The 19,450-nt window shown below is 40.9% G+C and carries 21 protein-coding genes and 1 tRNA gene; 12 read left to right on the plus strand and 10 right to left on the minus strand.

Annotated features, from left to right (window positions below):
* Nucleotides 1-42: 42 nt before the first annotated feature.
* The 8 genes from IFO69_RS07715 to IFO69_RS07750 form a co-directional block, all read right to left on the minus strand.
* Nucleotides 43-1,743, minus strand: coding sequence for a GMC oxidoreductase (locus IFO69_RS07715; RefSeq protein WP_192009485.1), 1,701 nt, complete (start codon nt 1,741-1,743; stop codon nt 43-45).
* A 15-nt stretch (nt 1,744-1,758) separates the two neighbouring features.
* Complete coding sequence (locus IFO69_RS07720) at nt 1,759-2,310, minus strand: gluconate 2-dehydrogenase subunit 3 family protein (RefSeq protein WP_192009486.1); 552 nt, start codon at nt 2,308-2,310, stop codon at nt 1,759-1,761.
* A 167-nt stretch (nt 2,311-2,477) separates the two neighbouring features.
* On the minus strand, nt 2,478-3,821 hold the full coding sequence (creD, locus tag IFO69_RS07725) for a cell envelope integrity protein CreD (RefSeq protein WP_192009487.1): 1,344 nt from the start codon (nt 3,819-3,821) through the stop codon (nt 2,478-2,480).
* A gap of 51 nt (nt 3,822-3,872) precedes the next feature.
* Nucleotides 3,873-4,163 (minus strand): winged helix-turn-helix domain-containing protein, encoded by a 291-nt coding sequence (locus IFO69_RS07730; RefSeq protein ID WP_192009488.1) that lies wholly within the window; start codon nt 4,161-4,163, stop codon nt 3,873-3,875.
* Nucleotides 4,160-4,777, minus strand: coding sequence for a hypothetical protein (locus tag IFO69_RS07735; protein ID WP_192009489.1), 618 nt, complete (start codon nt 4,775-4,777; stop codon nt 4,160-4,162). Before IFO69_RS07735 ends, IFO69_RS07730 begins: the two co-directional genes overlap by 4 nt.
* A gap of 117 nt (nt 4,778-4,894) precedes the next feature.
* Complete coding sequence (locus IFO69_RS07740) at nt 4,895-6,022, minus strand: P1 family peptidase (RefSeq protein ID WP_192009490.1); 1,128 nt, start codon at nt 6,020-6,022, stop codon at nt 4,895-4,897.
* Between the two features lie 43 nt (nt 6,023-6,065).
* A complete protein-coding gene (locus IFO69_RS07745) occupies nt 6,066-6,533 on the minus strand; it encodes a pyrophosphohydrolase domain-containing protein (protein WP_192009491.1) in 468 nt (155 codons plus the stop codon).
* A 111-nt stretch (nt 6,534-6,644) separates the two neighbouring features.
* Nucleotides 6,645-7,418 carry a superoxide dismutase gene (locus IFO69_RS07750; RefSeq protein WP_192009843.1) on the minus strand — a complete coding sequence of 258 codons (774 nt, stop codon included), beginning with the start codon at nt 7,416-7,418 and terminating at the stop codon, nt 6,645-6,647.
* A gap of 220 nt (nt 7,419-7,638) precedes the next feature.
* On the opposite strand from IFO69_RS07750, the gene dapF reads away from it, so the two are divergent.
* The 5 genes from dapF to IFO69_RS07775 all read left to right on the plus strand — a co-directional run bounded on the left by dapF (nt 7,639) and on the right by IFO69_RS07775 (nt 14,482).
* Complete coding sequence (dapF, locus tag IFO69_RS07755) at nt 7,639-8,412, plus strand: diaminopimelate epimerase (RefSeq protein WP_192009492.1); 774 nt, start codon at nt 7,639-7,641, stop codon at nt 8,410-8,412.
* A 111-nt stretch (nt 8,413-8,523) separates the two neighbouring features.
* Nucleotides 8,524-11,907 (plus strand): preprotein translocase subunit SecA, encoded by a 3,384-nt coding sequence (gene secA / locus IFO69_RS07760; RefSeq protein WP_192009493.1) that lies wholly within the window; start codon nt 8,524-8,526, stop codon nt 11,905-11,907.
* Between the two features lie 9 nt (nt 11,908-11,916).
* The gene (locus IFO69_RS07765) at nt 11,917-12,474 is read left to right on the plus strand and encodes a hypothetical protein (protein ID WP_225444043.1); all 558 of its coding nucleotides are present in this window, start codon (nt 11,917-11,919) and stop codon (nt 12,472-12,474) included.
* Between the two features lies 1 nt (nt 12,475).
* On the plus strand, nt 12,476-13,666 hold the full coding sequence (locus IFO69_RS07770) for a M20 metallopeptidase family protein (RefSeq protein WP_192009494.1): 1,191 nt from the start codon (nt 12,476-12,478) through the stop codon (nt 13,664-13,666).
* A 45-nt stretch (nt 13,667-13,711) separates the two neighbouring features.
* Nucleotides 13,712-14,482, plus strand: a complete 771-nt coding sequence (locus tag IFO69_RS07775) for a S1/P1 nuclease (protein WP_192009495.1) — start codon at nt 13,712-13,714, stop codon at nt 14,480-14,482.
* A 27-nt stretch (nt 14,483-14,509) separates the two neighbouring features.
* Here IFO69_RS07775 and IFO69_RS07780 read toward each other — a convergent pair whose 3' ends face one another.
* Entirely contained in the window at nt 14,510-15,511 is a 1,002-nt protein-coding gene (locus tag IFO69_RS07780; RefSeq protein WP_192009496.1) for a GlxA family transcriptional regulator, read from the minus strand.
* Nucleotides 15,512-15,626: 115 nt separating this feature from the next.
* On the opposite strand from IFO69_RS07780, the gene IFO69_RS07785 reads away from it, so the two are divergent.
* The 7 genes from IFO69_RS07785 to IFO69_RS07815 all read left to right on the plus strand — a co-directional run bounded on the left by IFO69_RS07785 (nt 15,627) and on the right by IFO69_RS07815 (nt 19,127).
* On the plus strand, nt 15,627-16,037 hold the full coding sequence (locus IFO69_RS07785; protein WP_192009497.1) for a VOC family protein: 411 nt from the start codon (nt 15,627-15,629) through the stop codon (nt 16,035-16,037).
* 5 nt (nt 16,038-16,042) lie between these two features.
* Nucleotides 16,043-16,465 (plus strand): VOC family protein, encoded by a 423-nt coding sequence (locus tag IFO69_RS07790; protein ID WP_192009498.1) that lies wholly within the window; start codon nt 16,043-16,045, stop codon nt 16,463-16,465.
* Entirely contained in the window at nt 16,462-16,857 is a 396-nt protein-coding gene (locus tag IFO69_RS07795; RefSeq protein WP_192009499.1) for a DoxX family protein, read from the plus strand. The genes IFO69_RS07790 and IFO69_RS07795 overlap by 4 nt, the downstream gene beginning before the upstream one ends.
* A gap of 21 nt (nt 16,858-16,878) precedes the next feature.
* On the plus strand, nt 16,879-17,403 hold the full coding sequence (locus IFO69_RS07800) for a DinB family protein (RefSeq protein ID WP_192009500.1): 525 nt from the start codon (nt 16,879-16,881) through the stop codon (nt 17,401-17,403).
* 60 nt (nt 17,404-17,463) lie between these two features.
* Nucleotides 17,464-17,820, plus strand: a complete 357-nt coding sequence (locus tag IFO69_RS07805; protein ID WP_192009501.1) for a nuclear transport factor 2 family protein — start codon at nt 17,464-17,466, stop codon at nt 17,818-17,820.
* A gap of 3 nt (nt 17,821-17,823) precedes the next feature.
* Nucleotides 17,824-18,204: a VOC family protein gene (locus IFO69_RS07810; RefSeq protein ID WP_192009502.1), complete on the plus strand. Its 381-nt coding sequence runs from the start codon at nt 17,824-17,826 to the stop codon at nt 18,202-18,204.
* Between the two features lie 200 nt (nt 18,205-18,404).
* The gene (locus IFO69_RS07815; RefSeq protein WP_192009503.1) at nt 18,405-19,127 is read left to right on the plus strand and encodes a hypothetical protein; all 723 of its coding nucleotides are present in this window, start codon (nt 18,405-18,407) and stop codon (nt 19,125-19,127) included.
* Nucleotides 19,128-19,198: 71 nt separating this feature from the next.
* On the opposite strand, the gene IFO69_RS07820 is transcribed toward IFO69_RS07815, so the two are convergent.
* Nucleotides 19,199-19,270, minus strand: a tRNA-Arg gene (locus tag IFO69_RS07820).
* Between the last annotated feature and the right edge of the window lie 180 nt (nt 19,271-19,450).

The following is a 19,450-nucleotide window of genomic DNA, read 5'->3' on the forward strand; positions in this document are numbered from 1 at the left end:
GCATAAAGAAAGACCGAATTACTTCGGTCTTTCTAGGTCTATTTATAAATTCTGTTTTTTCAATTCTTTCACAGCATGGTCACAAGCTCTAGCTGTAAAGGCCATATAAGTCAATGAAGGATTTTGGCAGGCCGAGGATGTCATGAAAGATCCATCCGTAACAAACACATTAGAAACCTCATGCATTTGGTTAAAGCCATTAAGTACAGAAGTTTTTGGATTACGCCCCATCCTTACTGTCCCCATTTCGTGGATACAATGACCTGGAGGCGGAGCACTGTCGTAGGAATGAATATCCTTAGCTCCTGCTGCTTCCAAAATATCCATCGCACTTTGGCGCATGTCTTTTCTCATAGCCAGCTCATTCTCTTTAAATTCACAGTCTATATCCAAAGTAGGTAGTCCATATGCATCTAGTTTATCATGGTTAAGTGTGGCCTTGTTCTCATAATAAGGGAGATGCTCTCCCCATGATCCAATACCGAAACTCCAATCTTCGCTGGGCATTGTTTTGGACATTTTGAAATCAGCACCAATTCCCTCTGGCCCTCCTTGTCCACGACCTCTTCCCGCACCACCTTGATAACCAAAGCCCCGCACATAATCATCTCGCTTAGTTGCTTCACTGATATTTCTAAATCGAGGAACATAAATACCATTCGGCCTTCTACCATAGAAATACTTATCTCCAAAGCCCTCTATCTTTCCTGAAGCTCCCACACCATAATGATGATCCATCAGGTTATGACCTACTTGTTCGCTACCATTGCCCAATCCGTTTGGGAAAGCGTCCGAAACGGAGTTCAGTAAAATCCAAGCTGTACCCAATGTCGAGGCATTCAAGAAGACTATTTTAGCATAGTACTCTGTATATTCCCTGGTCTCAGAATCCATGATTCTTACCCCTGAAGCTTTGCCAGACTCTTTGTCATAAATCACTTCTGTCACGATAGAATATGGCCTTAAAGTCATATTTCCAGTTTGCATCGCTGCGGGTAATGTTGCGGAATTACTGCTGAAGTATCCTCCAAAAGGACATCCTCTGGAGCAGAGGTTTCTGTATTGGCAAGGTCCTCTGCCATTGATGGCAGTAGTAGCATGTGCCGCCCTACCAATAGTAATAATTCGGTCATCGAATTTTTCCTTAACCCTCGCTGCAACATGTTTCTCCACACAATTCATTTCCATCGCTGGCAAAAAGTGACTGTCTGGCAATTGAGGAAGTCCTTCAGCTTGGCCAGAAATCCCAGCAAATTTCTCCACATATTCATACCAGGGAGCCAAGTCCTTATATCGTACTGGCCAGTCTACTCCATATCCATCTTTGGCATTCGCCTCAAAATCAATGTCACTTAACCTATAACACTGACGCCCCCACATTAAGGAGCGACCTCCGACATGGTAACCTCTGAGCCAATTAAAAGGCTTGATCTCGTTATAGGGGTTCTCCTTATCATTTACCCAGAAATGCTGGGTATCCTCACCAAAAGCATAACACCTACTTTGTATTTGATGGTTTTCCTTGGTCTCATTGGTTGCCCACCCATGATGGTCAAGTTCCCAAGGGTTCAAATTGGTGGTAGGATAATCTTTGATGTGCTTTACATCTCGTCCTCTTTCCAGCACCAAAGTTTTCAGGCCTTTTTCACAAAGTTCCTTTGCGGCCCAACCACCACTGATACCAGATCCTACAACAATTGCGTCATAGGTATTTTCTTTATTAGCTTTAATATTTAAGTTCATGATTTTGGGTTTAATTTACGCCCAAGCCTTCTGGCCCGGTTCAAGATCTACACATCCCTCAAATCGGCCAGGCACTAACTCATATCGAAGTGCTTGTGTGGCCCCTGCTTCGGAAGAAAAGTAACCAAATAGGGTAAGCTCCTTAATGACTTTATACCCCCTTCCCAAGCCTTCATCCAAGCTTTCATCTTTACCGTAAACCTTACTGTCCAAATCACTCACTGCTGCTATTCTTTCCTCGGGTGATGCAGAAGAAAAACTTCCTTTTTCATTCAGGTAGATCAGAGCCGCAGAAACTTTTTCCCGGTCTTCCTGTGAATAACAGTCCTCCAACATTTTTACCATAAATGCCCCAATACCAATTGCTTTTGCTCCTGGTGAATCTGGAGTCTCGGGGATAATAATATCCCCTATTTCAGCCATCATTTGAGTCTTCTCATCCCCGAAAACTCCCACAACAGCATCCTTTGAGCGGGTACATCCTTGCTGAAATACAGCTAAGGTAGACACAGAAAGTGCACTACCAAAAAGGACCGCCATGCTCTTCATCGCATCGCGTCTATTCATAATTATCAATAGGGTTTACTAAATTTGAATCTTTGAAAATATCGATTCTAAAAGGGATAAAAAATTATTTTCTATAAAAAGCATTATTTGCTTATCATTTCATCCTTAGACTGATAAGCGGTAAATACAGAATCACCTCTTTTGAGGTGATTCTGTAAAGAAGTTCCCTATTCCTCTTTTCCCACACTCATCTTGTACCAATCTACATTTCTGGTAAAGTACATGGTCAAACCAAGGATGATTGTCAATCCTACACTTCCCATCAAAAGAGCATAATCTGTGAGCTGGAGGGTTACGAACAGGAAGCTGTATGCTCCTATCAAGATCAACACCAAAAGGGCTGTCAATTTGCTTGCCTTAAATATGGTCAAGGAATACAATGAAATCATCAAGATAATACAAATGGTAGCAACTCCATAGGCCAAATTAAAATCAATATGCTCTGAAAGGGATACCAACAACACATAGAATAAACTTAAAGCAAAACCTACCAGTGCATATTGAAAAGGGTGAATTTTTCTCTTGTTGAGGATTTCAACTAGGAAAAAGACCAAAAAAGTAATGATAATGGTCATCGCAGCATATTTGGCTGAGCGCATTGACTTTTGGTAATCATCCAAAGGCAAAATCAATTCTACACCAAAAGCAGCCATTTGCAGATTAGCACTTTGGTTCGTATCCACCCAGCTTTGTGGAAAATTACGATTTAGCTGTAGCACTTTCCAATCGGCCTGAAATCCTTCATCATTGATCTCTCTTTGATCCGGCAAAAAGTTGCCATCAAATTTTGGGGAAATCCATGGAGAGGATAGACTAACTTCAGTAGTGGCTCCAACAGGCACAAAAGATAAATGTTGGCTTCCCTGCAAGTTTAATGAAAACTCAAAAGGTACCTCTTGGCCTACTTCAGACATCAAATCAGGTAAATCAATGGTAATTCCAGAAGTCAAGATCTCGGGCACCTTCGAGCCTGGACTAACGGCCAATGACCTTTTACCCCACTGAAGCAACACCTCTTCTTTGATTCCCCTCAAGTCAGAAATCCCTACTGTTAAGAAAGCTTGGTCATATTGGACTTCCTTTAGATTGGCCATTTCAATTTTCTGGGAAAGATCAAAGCTTCCTGCTACCCTTAACTGGGACTGGTAGACCACCACCTCATAGATGCCTCTCCTCAGCTTATTTGGAATAATATCTCCATTCACTTTTAGCTCACGGGGCAATACATAATAGTACTTCACCACCGTCTCCACCTTATCCTGTTTCTCATATTCATACACGAGAGGAATGGTCAAAATTGGTCCATTTATTTGCTGACCATTTGCCCATTTGGAACTTACCTCTTTCACAGCCTGATCATTGAGCGCCTCCCGCTCACTAATGATATCTTGCACCATCGCTGATGGGATCAGCATCAATAAGGTCAAAATGGTAATCACAATTAGTTTTAAGGTTACTGAATGACTGATCCAGTAACCAATTTTCTCGATAGGGGAATTTTCTGTTTTCATAATGATTGATTTAAAAGTACTTTGAAACACAAAGTATATGGTTAAATTTTTTTATTTTAACAATTGTTCAATGGCCCTAATATGCTTTTCAAAGGCCTTGACTCCTTCGTTTGTTGCTGAGTATTTCGTATTCGGTTTACGGTCCAAAAACTCTTTTTTAAAAGAAACATATTTACTTTTTTCCAATGATTTCAAGTGACTGGCCAAGTTCCCATCGGTCACCCCAAGTAGGTCCTTAAGAGAATTAAAATCCAGGTAATCATTGACCACCAGGGCGGACATGATCCCCAACCGGATTTTATTCTCAAAAGCCTTATTTAAATCCTTTAATAACTCTTTCACGATTTATACTTTAGCTGCATGACCACTCCATACACAATGTGAAGTACTCCAAAACCTATGGCCCAAAATAGCAGACCAAAGCCTACAAAATAAGCAGCGAGCAAACCTAACACTATTTCGGCCAATCCCAAACTTCTCACTTCACCCAAAGTATATTTGCTGGCATTGACCAAAGAAAGTCCATAGAAGATCAAGGTCAAAGGGGCAATCAAGCCAATCAAACCATGAGAAAGCAGAGTCACACATAATATCCCTCCCGTTAGAATCGGAATAGCCAGGTTTATCAGGATGCGTTTAGTCTGATAATCCCAAAGTTTCTGCTTTTTCTTTTGGGCGGTTCGTTTGGTAAACAACACGCCAGCCGCAATGGAACACAACAAGGTAACTGCTCCAATAACCATCAATTTCATGATACTATCTGATGATATCAAAATCGTGTTATAATCCAAATCAACCTGTTCTACATAGACTGTTTTGTAAGCGACAAAGGCCGCAATCAATGCAAATACACCAGCCGATATACCAGACATTCCACTCAATGAAATAAACTTGGAAGACCGGTTCATGATATCCCTGATATCCTTTAAATCCTCAATGTATTTTTGCTGTTCCATAGAAAGTACTTTGAATTACAAAGTAAATATAGAACAGATATCTTTTAAAACAAACAAGTGATTTGTTAAAAAATTTAAATGGCTAAATTAAGGTGAATCAACCTTAAGAAATAAAACCTAGTCCTTCGACATGTGCTTTAGCACCTCCTCTATTGGCAAAGCTTTAACTTGATGCCCTTGGTGGCCAGTCATATCCTGCGCTGCAAAAAGTGAATTGATAATAGCCTCTTCTGTGGCCTCAATGGTTGCTAAGAACAAACCACTCATATAATCATTATTGATCATGCTTTGCTCCAACAGCTCTTTACCATCTGAATCATAAGGGATGCGCAGCCCCTCAGCCGTAGAAAAAGCCACTACATAATCTCCCGAACCATTGGAAGCAATTCCACCCGTCTTGGCCAATCCCATAATGGCTCTCTTGGCCATTCGCTTAAGGTTCCTTTCGAGAACTGGGGCATCAGTAGCCACGACGATCATGCAGGAACCATCTGCCGACTCCAACTGATTTTTGAAAGCATATTGCCCATAGAGCTTGCCAAAGGGCATCCCATCTATTTGCAAAACACCACCAAAATTAGTCTGCACCAGCACTCCCACTGTATAACCTCCCAGTTCTTCAGGTAATTTTCTGGAAGATGTCCCAATACCTCCTTTAAACCCAAAACAAATCGTGCCCGTCCCAGCGCCCACATTACCTTCTTTCACCATTCCAGTTTTAGCAGACTGGATAGCTGCTACCACATCTGTTGGCTTGACATGGCGTCCCCTAATATCATTGAGATAACCATCATTGGTTTCTCCCACTACTACATTGACCGATCGCACCTCGTCATTTTCTGGAAAAGAAAAAGTGTAATCAATTCCCCCTTCAATTCCCGCAGCCACGCTTAAGGTATTGGTCAGGATAATTGGCGTTTCAATATTTCCAAGTTCTTCTACCTGGGTAGTTCCTGCCAGTTTCCCAAAACCATTCCCCACATGTACTGCTCCAGGGACTTTTTCTTGAAAAATATTCCCGGCATGTGGCAAAATAGCTGTAACCCCAGTCCTTACACTATCACCTTTGATTACAGTTTGATGTCCAACCTTAACGCCTTGCACATCAGTAATGGCATTCCATTGTCCAGGGTGTAGGACACCAAAATCAAAGCCATAGTCCCTCGCTCTTTTTTGACCAAACGCAGGGCTAACCAACAGGCTTCCAATTGCCATCAAGGCCAATATCCTTTTCGAAGAAATCATTTTGTTATGGGGTTAGTGGTTATTGGATACGATCTATCATACCTTATTTTCCCAATATTCCTTTTAAATCTGCTGGAGAGTAATTAACAGATTTCAGGGTCTTGCGGTCCTCTTTTCTAAAAACCAAAAACAGATCCCCTTCTTGTTCATAGAAACATTCAACTCCTTGAGCCTGGTAATGGGACATGGTCGCTTCGGCTTCCTCAACGGATTTACAAGCCTTACTCATATTTGACCGCTGCACTTCATCAAAAAGCTCCTTGAACTTATCCGCCAGCCCAAACTCCAAAACGGCACCTGCCAATACATACTGTATGTCACATAAAGCATCAGCTACCTCCACAATGTCCTCATTTTTGATTCCTTCTTCCAGTTCCCTTAGTTCCTCAGCAATCAGGGAAACCCTTAGTTTGGACCGATTTTCACCCGGAATGGTCGGAGAAGCTAAAATGGGATGCTTAAAGGTTTCATGAAATGCAGCTACTGCGCTTAATGTTTTTGGATCTTTCATAATTTTTTGCTGTCAGTATTAATGAGACGAAAAAAGGTGAAATAACACCTAAATACAAAAAAAGGCCAGAAAATTTCTGGCCTTGACTAAAATCATATTTTGAAAATCTTCCTACACGATGGATTGGTATCGATCTGAGATTGCTGACCAGTTGACCACATTCCACCAATTGGAAACATACTTTCCTCTTTCATTTTGATAGTGCAGGTAATAGGCATGCTCCCATACATCTATCCCCATCAAAGGGATTCCCTGAAAATCAGAAATGTCCATCAAGGGATTATCTTGATTTGGAGTAGATCCTACTTGCAACTTTTTGTTCTCATCAACTACCAACCATGCCCAGCCAGAACCAAATCTACCTTTAGCAGCTCCTTCAAATTTCTCCACAAAAGCATCAAAACTCCCAAACGCTTCATCAATAGCTGATGCCAATTCACCCTCAGGCTTGCCACCACCTTCAGGAGACATGATGCTCCAGAAGAGTTCATGGTTATAGTGTCCTCCACCATTGTTTCTCGTGGCAGTACTGTAGTTTGACACCTTCATCAGTACCTCTTCCAACGGTTTTTCCATATCTACCCCTTCTGCTTCACAGGCCGCCTTAAGTTTTTTGGCATAACCCGCAGCATGCTTGGTATAATGAATTTCCATGGTCATGGCATCTATATTAGGCTCTAAAGCAGCATAGTCATAAGCTAAGCCCGCCTGGGAAAAGCCTGTACTCAATTGCACTACTTCTTCTTCCTCTTTTTCACTTGTACCACCACAAGCGGTTAGAAAAGCAGAGCCTACAGCGCTACTTCCAATACCGACTGCCAAAGTGGCCTTGGTACTTTGTGTTATAAAAGTTCTTCTAGAAGGGTTAAATGAAACTTTTTTCATCATATTTAGAATTTTATTTCGAAAATCATTTGCTAACTATAATTATTTCAATCAATAATTTTATGGTTGATTATAAGCAAGGTAATTAAATCATTACTAAAATAAAACCAATAATCAGACATTGCGTCCGAATTAATGACAAGTTGGTTATGTTTGTAGGATAATCGGAAAATGGATTAGTTTTTGAATCCCCGATTTTACTCATTATTAATAGAATTAAATGGATTTATCTTTTTATAAATATCAAGGAACAGGCAATGACTTTGTGATGATCGATGACCGCAACGAGCAATTTGATCATAAAAACCTGGAACTCGTCAGCCAACTTTGCGACCGAAAATTTGGAATAGGTTCTGATGGCCTTATCCTTATCCGCAACAAAGAGGGCTTTGATTTTGAAATGGTTTATTTCAATGCCGACGGCTCACAAAGCATGTGTGGTAACGGTGCAAGGTGCGCAGTTGCTTTTTCCAAGTTCTTGGGTATTATAGATGAACATACCAAATTTCTTGCCATAGATGGCCCCCACGAAGCAAGTATCCGAAATGGCCTTGTAGAATTGGGCATGGGTGATGTACACAGTATCTCCAATGCCGACCAAGATTATTTCGTCAACACAGGCTCACCTCACCATGTTCGTTTTGTGGATGATGTGGAGCAATATCCCGTAGTAAAAGAAGGGGCTTCCATTCGCTATAGTGATACCTACCAACCTTCTGGCACCAACGTAAACTTTGTTTCTACTTTAGCTGAAGATGAGATTTATGTGAGAACCTATGAGAGAGGTGTGGAATATGAAACACTCTCTTGTGGTACTGGAGTTACGGCATGTGCATTGGTTTACGGGTATCAAAACAAACTCAATCACGTAAAAATTAAAGCATTGGGAGGAAACTTATCAGTGAAATTTGCCGCAACATCTGACGGTAGCTTTAAGGATATTTTGCTGATAGGCCCGGCGGAGCAGGTTTATAAAGGAACCATCAAAATTTAAGCAAAAACGCAAAACAATAAATTGGTAGAAACCAGCCAATCAAGCTGCCAAAAACTACCGATTGTTATAAAAAGAAAGTAATTTTAAGCCCTATTACAATACACAATTCATATGTTAGACATGATTGCTAAAGGTCTGGCCAAAGTCTTCGGGACCAAGTCAGATCGAGATATAAAAGAATTGCTTCCCTATGTGGATAAAATCAATGCTGAATTCAAGCAGCTGTCCTCCATTTCCGATGAGGAGCTGAGAGCAAAAACCATTGAAATCAAAGGTACCATTAACACTGAACTAAAAACCTTTGATGACAACATTGCCTCATTAAAAGCTGAAATTGATGCGTTGGCGGCCGATAAGGTACATGAAAAGGATGCCCTTTTTACCCAAATTGACAATGTAGAAAAAGACCGTAATGAAGCCTTGGAAGTGGTATTGGAAAAAGTACTGCCCAAGGCTTTTGCTGTTGTGAAAGAAACCGCCAGAAGATTCAAAGAAAACGGTCAGTTGAAAGTCAAGGCCAATGATTATGACCGTGAGCTTTCAGCCAGAAAGGACAATGTAGAGCTCAGTGGTGAAGAGGCCATTTGGCACAATTCCTGGAACGCGGCCGGCAACGAGATCACATGGGACATGCTCCACTATGATGTGCAGCTGATCGGTGGTATTGCTCTTCACAAAGGAAAAATTTCAGAAATGGCCACCGGTGAAGGTAAGACTTTGGTTTCCACCCTGCCAGCCTACCTCAACGCCTTGGCAGGAAGAGGTGTACATATTGTTACCGTCAATGACTACTTAGCCAAAAGGGATAGTGAGTGGAATGCTCCTCTGTTCGAGTTCCACGGCCTCAGAGTGGACTGTATCGATAAATACCAGCCTAATTCTGCCGGAAGAAGAAAAGCCTATAACTCTGATATTGTCTATGGTACCAACAATGAATTTGGCTTTGACTACCTGAGGGATAACATGTCCAGAAATGCCGATGACCTGGTTCAGGGCAAGCACCATTTTGCAATGATTGATGAGGTCGATTCTGTATTGATTGATGATGCCAGAACACCATTGATCATTTCAGGACCTATCCCTAGAGGTGATGAGCATGAGTTTTACGAAATGAAGCCAAGGGTTTCTACCTTGGTGGACGAACAGAGAAAACTGATTCAAGGCTACCTTACCGAAGGTAAAAAGCTTATTGCTGCCGGAAACCAAAAAGAAGGTGGATTGGCACTTTTCCGAGCTTATCGCGGAATGCCTAAATACAAGCCTTTGATCAAGTACCTGTCTGAGCCTGGTATCCGGGTAATTCTCCAAAAAACGGAAAACTACTATTTGCAGGACAATAAAAGAATGATGCCAGAAGCGGATGAACCGCTTTTGTTTACCATTGACGAGAAAACCAACACGGTTGACCTTACTGACAATGGTATTGAAGTTATCACCAAGAAAAACGAAGATTCCAGTTTCTTCATTCTTCCTGATATCGGCACAGAAATCGCCGAAATGGAAAAAGATGAATCCATTGATGATAAAGAGAAGCTGATTCGCAAAGAAGAGATCATCAAGGATTATGGTGTAAAAGCCCAAAGGATTCATACCGTAAACCAATTGCTGAAGGCTTATTGTATGTTCGAAAAGGACACCGAATATATCTTGGTAGATGGCAAAGTGAAAATTGTCGATGAACAAACAGGCCGTGTCATGGAAGGCAGAAGGTACTCTGATGGACTTCACCAAGCCATTGAAGCCAAAGAAAATGTGAAGGTAGAGGATGCTACCCAAACTTATGCTACCATCACCTTACAGAACTACTTCAGGATGTACCACAAGCTATCTGGTATGACAGGTACTGCTGAAACGGAAGCAGGTGAGTTCTGGGAAATCTACAAACTGGATGTGGTTGTTATCCCTACCAACAAACCAATCCAAAGGGATGACCGGGAAGATAAAGTATACAAAACCGTTCGCGAAAAATTCAATGCAGTAGTAGACGAAATCAATGAACTTACAGATGCGGGAAGACCAGTATTGGTGGGTACTACCTCTGTGGAAATCTCCGAGGTGCTCAGCAGAATGCTGACTTTGAAGAAAATCAAACACCAAGTATTGAATGCCAAGCAGCACGCCAAAGAAGCGGAAGTAGTTGCCGAAGCAGGAAAGCCAGGAACAGTGACCATTGCCACCAACATGGCCGGCCGTGGTACTGATATTAAATTGACTCCAGAATCTAAAAAAGCCGGTGGTCTGGCCATTATTGGTACAGAAAGACACGAATCCAGAAGGGTAGATAGACAGCTTAGAGGTCGTGCAGGACGTCAAGGAGATGTGGGATCTTCCCAATTCTTTGTGTCTTTGGAAGATAACCTCATGCGTCTTTTTGGTTCTGACAGAATTGCCAAATTGATGGATAGAATGGGACTGGAAGAAGGTGAAGTGATCCAGCATAGCATGATCACCAAATCCATCGAACGTGCCCAAAGAAAAGTTGAGGAAAACAACTTTGGCGTTCGTAAGCGCCTATTGGAATATGATGATGTCATGAACTCCCAAAGAGAGGTTGTTTATAAGCGTAGAAAAAATGCGCTTATGGGCGAACGTCTTGAGCTAGATATTCTGAACGTAATGTTTGATGTTTGTGAAGGCATCATTGAAATGGCCAAGAGCACAGAAGACATTGAGAACCTTAGAATGAATATCTATAGTTCTCTAGGCATTGACCATAAGTTCAGCGAGGAAGATATCAAATCCAAGGATGTTGCAGTGCTTACACAAGAGCTGTTTGATGCATCTTACCAAAACTATGTCACCAAAAACTTGCGCGTAATCGAGCGTGCCATGCCTGTTTTGAAGGACGTTTATGAAAATAGGGGAGCCACTGTCAAAGAGATCATGGTACCGATTACTGATGGCATCAAGCAAATTGGTGTGGTGATCAATCTGGAATCCACTATTTCCAATGAAGGAAGAGATTTGATTCGTGCCATTGAGAAAAATGTGACCTTGGCAATCATTGACCAGAACTGGAAAGAGCACCTAAGAGACATGGATGATCTGAAGCAGTCGGTGCAAAATGCCGTTTATGAACAGAAAGATCCATTATTGATCTACAAATTTGAAGCATTCGAAATGTTCAAAAGATTTGTAGGCAAACTAAATGAGGATGTCATTTCTTTCTTGGCCAAGGCTGAATTGCCACAGCAAAATCCAGATCAGGTAAGAGCTGCCCAAGCGCAAAGGCAACCTGAGCCTAAAGTTCAAGCTTCCAAAGAAGATGCCAACAGCACTTTAAATCCTCATGCCAACAGGGCTGCAGCTGCCGCCGCAGCTGCAAACAGAGGAGCTGAAAAACAAGTAGTTGCTCCAAGAAAATCTGAAAAAGCATATGGTAGAAATGACCGTGTTTCTGTGCAGTACCCTAATGGAAACGTGAAAAAGGATGTAAAATATAAAAGTGTTGAGCAGGACATCGTTTCTGGCAAGTGTATTGTTATAGAAGACTAAAAACAATAAATGATGAAGCAGACTTTTTTCCTATTGCTATTGGTTTTAATCCTTGCGAGTTGTGCCGGCAGTGGCAAAATGAGCAAATCGGCAGCCGCGTATAACAACTACAGTGAAGATCTCTCTTACACAAGAGTGACTTTTCCTGATTTGCCTGAAGCAAATCAATTGGAGCCCGTAAAAAATAGTGGGCCTGTAAGTAGCGATGCTGGTGATCCAGTAGATGCTGATCTGGCAATAGCACTTGACAATTTTGCCCAGAAAAATGCGGACAGGGAAGTTTACAATGGATTCACCATTTTAGTTTATAGCGGTATCGATAGGGACGAAGCTTTCAAAACAAGAAACCAGCTTTACAATACCCTGCCTACACAAATCAAGGCAGAAATGGAATATGAACAACCTCGATATTTGGTCAAAGTAGGCCAATATATCAACCGCATAGAGGCACAATCATTGTTCCATACCATCAAAAAAGACTTCCCAGGAGCCAGAATAATTCAAGAACGCTTTGGAAAAGAAACCGAAGAGGATGAAGAAATTGAGGCAGAAGTAGGAACCAACTAGTATGTTAAAAGATAAAGTAAAAGATTTGGCTGGGCAGCTGCTCAGTCAAATCACTGAAAATAGAAGACACATTCATGCCAATCCAGAACTTTCATTTGAAGAGCACCAAACCAGTGCCTTTGTAGAAGAAAATTTAAGGAACATTGGCATCACCAAGATTGAGCGCAAAGCTGACACAGGGCTTGTAGCATTGGTAGAAGGCAAAAATCCTGAGAAAAAAATCATTGCCTTAAGAGCAGACATGGATGCCCTGCCCATCATCGAACAAAATGATGTACCCTACAAATCCAAGAATGAAGGGGTAATGCATGCCTGTGGACATGATGTGCACACTGCTTCCCTTCTTGGCGCAGCCAAAATCCTTCATGAAGTCAAAGATGAATTTGAAGGAACCATCAAGTTGATTTTCCAGCCTGGAGAAGAAAAGATCCCCGGAGGAGCATCACTGATGATCAAAGATAAGGCTTTGGAAAACCCAAGACCAAGTGCCATCGTTGGGCAACACGTTATGCCGCTAATCGATGCTGGAAAAGTAGGCTTTCGAAAAGGAATGTACATGGCAAGTGCCGATGAACTTTACTTGACTGTCAAAGGTAAAGGAGGGCATGGTGCCATGCCTGAGACGCTAATAGATCCTATTTTAATTGCTTCACATATTATTGTGGCCCTGCAACAAGTGATCAGCCGTAATGCTAGCCCTAAAATCCCTTCTGTATTGTCTTTTGGGCGCATAGAAGCTTTAGGAGCTACCAATGTAATCCCAGATGAAGTGAAAATCCAGGGAACCTTCAGAACACTCAATGAAGAGTGGAGAGCGGAAGCCCATAAAAAAATGGTTAAAATCGCTGAAGGGCTGGCCGAAGGTATGGGAGGTGAAGTGGATTTTGAAGTAAGAAAAGGCTATCCTTTTCTACAAAATGCCCCTGAGTTGACAGATCGGGCCTATAAAGCTGCTCAGGAATATTTAGGTGAAGAAAATGTAGAAGATTTGGATATTTGGATGGCAGCAGAAGATTTTTCCTACTATACCCAGGAAATGGATGGTTGCTTTTATCGATTAGGAATTAGAAACGAGGCAAAAGGCATCACCAGTGGGGTGCACACGCCTACTTTTGATATTGATGAAAGTGCACTCGAAGTGGGAGCAGGCCTAATGGCCTGGATTGCCATTAATGAGCTTTCTGAAGGCTAATCTTCTTCGGTAAGTGCACAATTGTTTACGGACAAATCATTTAACATGAAGAAACTATTTATTGCGCTTTTTATGTGCACTTCAATGATTTTTCAATCTTATGGTTGGGGTCAAAATGGTCACCGGGTAATTGGACAGATTGCTGCTTGGCACCTCAATTCAAAAGCCCAAAGAAGCATTGCCAAGATATTAGGACATGAATCCATCCCCATGGTCGCCAACTGGATGGACCAAATTAGATCAGACCATGACTACGATTACGCCTACACATGGCACTTCCTTACTGTTCATGAAGGCGAAGGCTATAACCCTGCTATTCAGGAAGAGGGTGGAGATGCTTATGAAACTTTACAGCGACTCATTGATGAGCTTAAAAACAAACCTTTATCGCTGAAGAAAAAACAGGAAAACCTGAAAATGCTGATCCATATTGTGGGAGACTTGCACCAACCTTTACACGTGGGTACAGGAGAAGACATGGGAGGCAATAAGGTGGATGTTTATTATTTCAATCAAAAAACCAACCTTCATACCGTTTGGGACACCAAGATGATTGAAAGGCAGCACCTCAGTTTTACTGAATTGGCTACTCACCTAAACAATAGAGCCGATAAACAAACGATTAAGGAGCTACAAGGTGCTCCATTGTCAGCATGGTTGGAGGAAGCTGTTTCCCTCAGACCCTTTGTTTATGATTTGCCTGAAAACAAGCGACTTTCCTATGAATATGACTATAAATACTTTCCCATTATTGAAGCCCGTCTTTTGGCGGGGGGAATAAGGTTGGCAGGAATCCTTAATGACATCTATGGCTAAGTAAGCAAAGACCAACTTTCCTATGCGTTAACTGTCTTGCATTAGCGTCCTTTTGATCCTACTTAAAGCATATTTGTCTCTATATTGAATAGGTGAAAGTCCTGTGATTTTCTTAAAAACTCCTCTAAAAGCCTTGCTGTCGGAATAACCAACGTCATACATTACTTCATTGACGGTCTTTCGACCTTTTTCCAATTCCTGTTTGGCGGCCTCCATCTTGACCCTTTGGATGTACTCAACCACTGTATTTGAAGTAGCATTTTTAAACCTTCTTTCCAAGCTTCTTCTACCTACTCCAAACATTTGAGCCAATTCATCTACAGTGATTCTTTCCATGAAGTTCTTTTCAATGTACTTCTGGGCTTTCAATATTTCTTCATCGTGATGTTCTTTTTGACCGGTAAAAAGAATGAAATGAGACTGGCTTTCCCGGTCAATATCGATCATAAATGACTTTGCCGCCATCACTGCCACTTCCCTTCCCAAATATTTTTCAATCAGGTAAATCAATAAATTGGTAAATGAAAAAGCCCCACCACTCGTATATAAGCCGTCAGAATCCGTAATGATCTTATCATCTACCATAAGAGATTGAGGAAAGCGTTTTCTAAATTCATTGGCAAACTGCCAATGGGTGGCACATTGTTTTCCATCCAAAAGTCCTGTTGCGGCCAAGAAAAAACAGCCAATACATAAGCTGGCCACTTCACTACCTCTTTTATAGTTTTTTATAATCCAAGGCATAAAGTCAGCATTGGCCTCAATCACCTCATCAAAATCTCCATGAATCGCCGGAATCACAATCAAGTCTGTACTGTTCACTTCCTCAATAAGTTTTTCGGGATGAATCTCATATAGGCCTGTAGATTGCTGAGCAGGTTTGGATAGTCCTACCAATTGAAGCTTAAAGTAAGGAGGTTTGCCCTGACTGACCAGCCAGCCATTGACCCAAGAAAAGATTTGATAGGTGCCTTCAATATTGACCAAGCTAAAATGGCCTCTCGGAATAACAATAGATACATTTTTCATAACACTAAGATATTCAGAAGCTTTGTCGCAATCAACCCTTCACATTGACGTATTTGCACTCCTTTATTCTTTCTACTATCTTATAAATTTGTAATGAACCTAAAATTAAAAAATTATGCCATCTAAAATTTTTGTTAACCTGCCTGTAAAGGATTTGAAAAAATCCATGGAGTTCTTTAAGCACCTCGGATTTACTTTCAATGAGCAATTTACTGATGAAAAAGCGGCCTGCTTGGTCATTAATGATGGAAACATTTATGCCATGCTTTTGACGGAGCCATTTTTCCAAGGATTTACCAAGAAAGCCATTGCTGATGCGACCACAACGACCGAAGTATTGATTGCATTGGATATAGAAAGCAAACAAGCAGTCGATGACATGGTCTCCAAGGCCATAGAGGCAGGAGGGAACACTTATATGGATCCAGCAGATCATGGCTGGATGTACCAACACAGCTTTGCTGACCTCGATGGACACCAATGGGAGCTCTGCTATATGGATGAAAGTGCCTTACCAAACCAGTGAATGTTATGATCAATATTAGCCCATACCTTAGTTTTGACGGGAATTGTGAGGAAGCCTTAAATTTCTACCAAAGTTGCTTTGGTGGTGACACCTTTCTGATGAGGTTTCAAGACGGTCCCATGAAGGACCAATTTCCCGAAAGTCAACAAAGCCTGATCATGCATGGTGAGATGAAAAATGAAAATTTCACGATCATGGCCACTGACATGCAAGGCCCTGCTGGTCACCAACCAGGCAATGATATGTCGAATATCCTGACTTTTGATGATGAATCACTACTGCGCAAGTGTTTTGCATTGCTCTCAGCAGGAGGAACAGTATTGGAACCTGTAGGCCAACAATTCTGGGGAGATATATTTGGAGAACTTCGGGACAAGTACGGAAAAAAATGGAAAATGCTTTTGCCCTTAAACCAACCTAACTCATGAAAAAGAATAAAATCATTTATTGGGTAGCCACATGGATCATTTTCCTCTGGGACGGGCTTATGCCTGCCCTGACTTCCCATACGGAATTGGCCGTAGAAGGTATTCGGCACTTGGGTTACCCAGATTACTTCAGGGTAGAACTGGTTGTGTTCAAGGTTTTGGGAGCATTGGTACTTATCATTCCCCAAGTACCTGACCGTGTAAAAGAATGGGCCTATGCAGGCTTTGCCATTACTTTCATTTCGGCATTTGTGAGTCATTGGGCCATCGATGGCTTTGGTTTACAAACTATTTTCCCACTATTTGTATTCGCCATTTTATTGGTTTCTTACAGGTACTTCCATAAACTTCAAACCAAAAGCAATTTGGAAGCAGGTGTTTTGACAAACTAAACTTTCTTAATCTCTAAGATTATGAACATCCAAAACAAAGATGTGTTTTCTGAACTTGAGGAGATCAGTGGTAGACTGATTTCCCTCTTGGAAAACACCAATGAATCAGACCTCAACCGAATTCCTTTCGAAGGAAGTTGGACCGCAGCACAAGTGGGTGACCATTTACTGAAATCGTATGGGGTGGTGGAAACATTGAATGGTCAAACTAAAAATTGTAACCGACCTCCTGACCAAAAAGTGTGGAACATCAAAAAAACCTTTTTGGACTTTTCTCTTAAAATGAAATCTCCAGCAGCCATTCTTCCAGCTTCTGGGGTGATTTCAAAATCACATTTAATAACCAACTTAAACAATAAGTTCTCATCATTCAAACTTTTCGAAAATCAAGACCTGACCCTGGAATGCAAAGATTTTACCATTCCAGAGTATGGGGCCTTTACCCGCTTGGAATGGCTGTGGTTTACCATCTTCCATACCTGCCGTCACACTTACCAGCTTGAAAGGATTCTAGCCAGCTTAAAAGCCAAATATGCGTGGTACTGAATTCCTTGTATATTGATAGCATTAAATCTCAGTAACGAAGAAAAACAAATTGAAATCCTTATGACCGAGAAAGGAAAGTTCCTAAAAAGCTTTAATGAAGCGTTTGCCAATGGTGATATCAAAACGGTTCTTGACGCGATGACCGATGATGTTGAGTGGGTTATTGTGGGAGATAAAACAATCCTGGGAAAAGCTGCTGTACAAAGCGAACTTCAGCAAATGATGCCAAAAGCTCCCCTTAAAATAAGCTTGGCCCAAATTATTACCCACGGAAAGGAGGCTGCAGTAAGTGGCAAAATAAAGATGAAGGATGAAAGTCTCTACGCCTTTTGCGACACTTATGAATTTAGCGGCTTCAAAAATCCGAAGATCAAAAAGATGGTTTCCTTCGTTATTAAAGTAGACCAAACAGCATAAGCCATGTTAGAAAAAAGCAAAGCCTTCGGAAGTTTCGCCGTAAATGATCTAGACCACGCCAAGCACTTTTATGGCCATATATTGGGTTTAAATGTCACCGATAATCCTATGGGGATATTGGAACTTCATATTACAGGAAACCAGCCTACCATCATCTATCCAAAACCAGATCATCAACCCGCAACATTTACCATCTTAAACTTTCCTGTAAAAAATCTAGAGAAGACGGTGGATGCACTTATCATAAAGGGAGTAACCTTTGAACAATATACCGGACAAATTCAAACCAACGAAAAGGGAATTTCAAAAAGCAAGCACAGCCCCCATATTGCCTGGTTCAAGGATCCTGCAGGGAATATCCTTTCATTGATAGAGGAAGGTTAGTGAAAACTAACCTTCCAGTTTCTAACCTTTTCATTTAAATATCACCTATATATATAGTTTTATTTTTACTGAAGTTAATTTATATTTAGGTTCAGTAAAAAAATATGAAGAGAGTCTATTTTATTTGGTCCGTATGCTTGCTCTACTTGCTTTCCTGTAACCATAAAACAACGAGAGATATCGATAAATCAACTTCAAATTTGAATAGTGTTTTACTTCAACCGTTCCCGGTCACGTTAGATACTATTTCTGGAGGTTTGAAAACATATTTCAATGAAGATGTTAAAAAAGAAACTTGGTTGAGTACAGGAAATTACTATGTTTTGTACATAGGCAAAGAAAAAGACACTCTTTATGTAGATCACTTCTTGTATTCTCCACCAGCCCCACCTGATTCAAATGATTCAGTTATAACTGTTTTTGAAAAAAGGAACAACATAAATACTCTTAAACCTTTTCTGAAAGAGTTGTCATACAATGATGAATACACGTATCCTTACGCTCAGGATACTAATATTGTAAAAATCCATGTAGATACCACCCAAAAAATCGGAGCAGGATATCCAGTGCTAATCAGGAATTCAGAAAATGACACAATCATATTGGGTACTGAAAATAGAATTATGGCCCAACTTGAAGCTTGTGACAGCACAGGGAATTGGTCTAAAATTGAAGAAGAGTACCTTTATATATGTGGCTTTGGATTACGCTCTCTCATGCTCGGTCCCAATCAAGTGGTATTAACAAAGGTACCCATATTCACTGGAGACTATTTAACTGATTTGAGACTTAAGCTTGGAGATAATTATTCGAATGTTTTTAGTGGCTATATTTACTACCGACAATTTGAAGATCGATTCAACCAATATGGCGAATACAAACAAGCCTACTTAAAAGAAGAGAGAACAAAAATTGATGAATGATTTCCAATAACCAGTTACAATTTCATCAAAAATAAAGTCCTCCCCAAAACTCAATTTGAGGAGGACTTTTGTAGTCCCGACAGGAATCGAACCTGTATCTAAAGTTTAGGAAACTTCTATTCTATCCATTGAACTACGGGACCAGGATATTATGTTTGTCTTCGAAACAGGAAGGTACTGAATACCTCTCAGGATGTAGAAGGAACAACCCTCTATTTTCGAGCCGCAATTTAAAACATATTTTTTTTAAACTACAAATATTCCTTGCCTAACTTGTTCTTTTCAAGATAAATCCGCTATCTTTGCATTCCAAATTTACGATG

The sequence above is a fragment of the Echinicola arenosa genome (assembly GCF_014841125.1).
Classification (GTDB): Bacteria; Bacteroidota; Bacteroidia; order Cytophagales; family Cyclobacteriaceae; genus Echinicola; species Echinicola arenosa.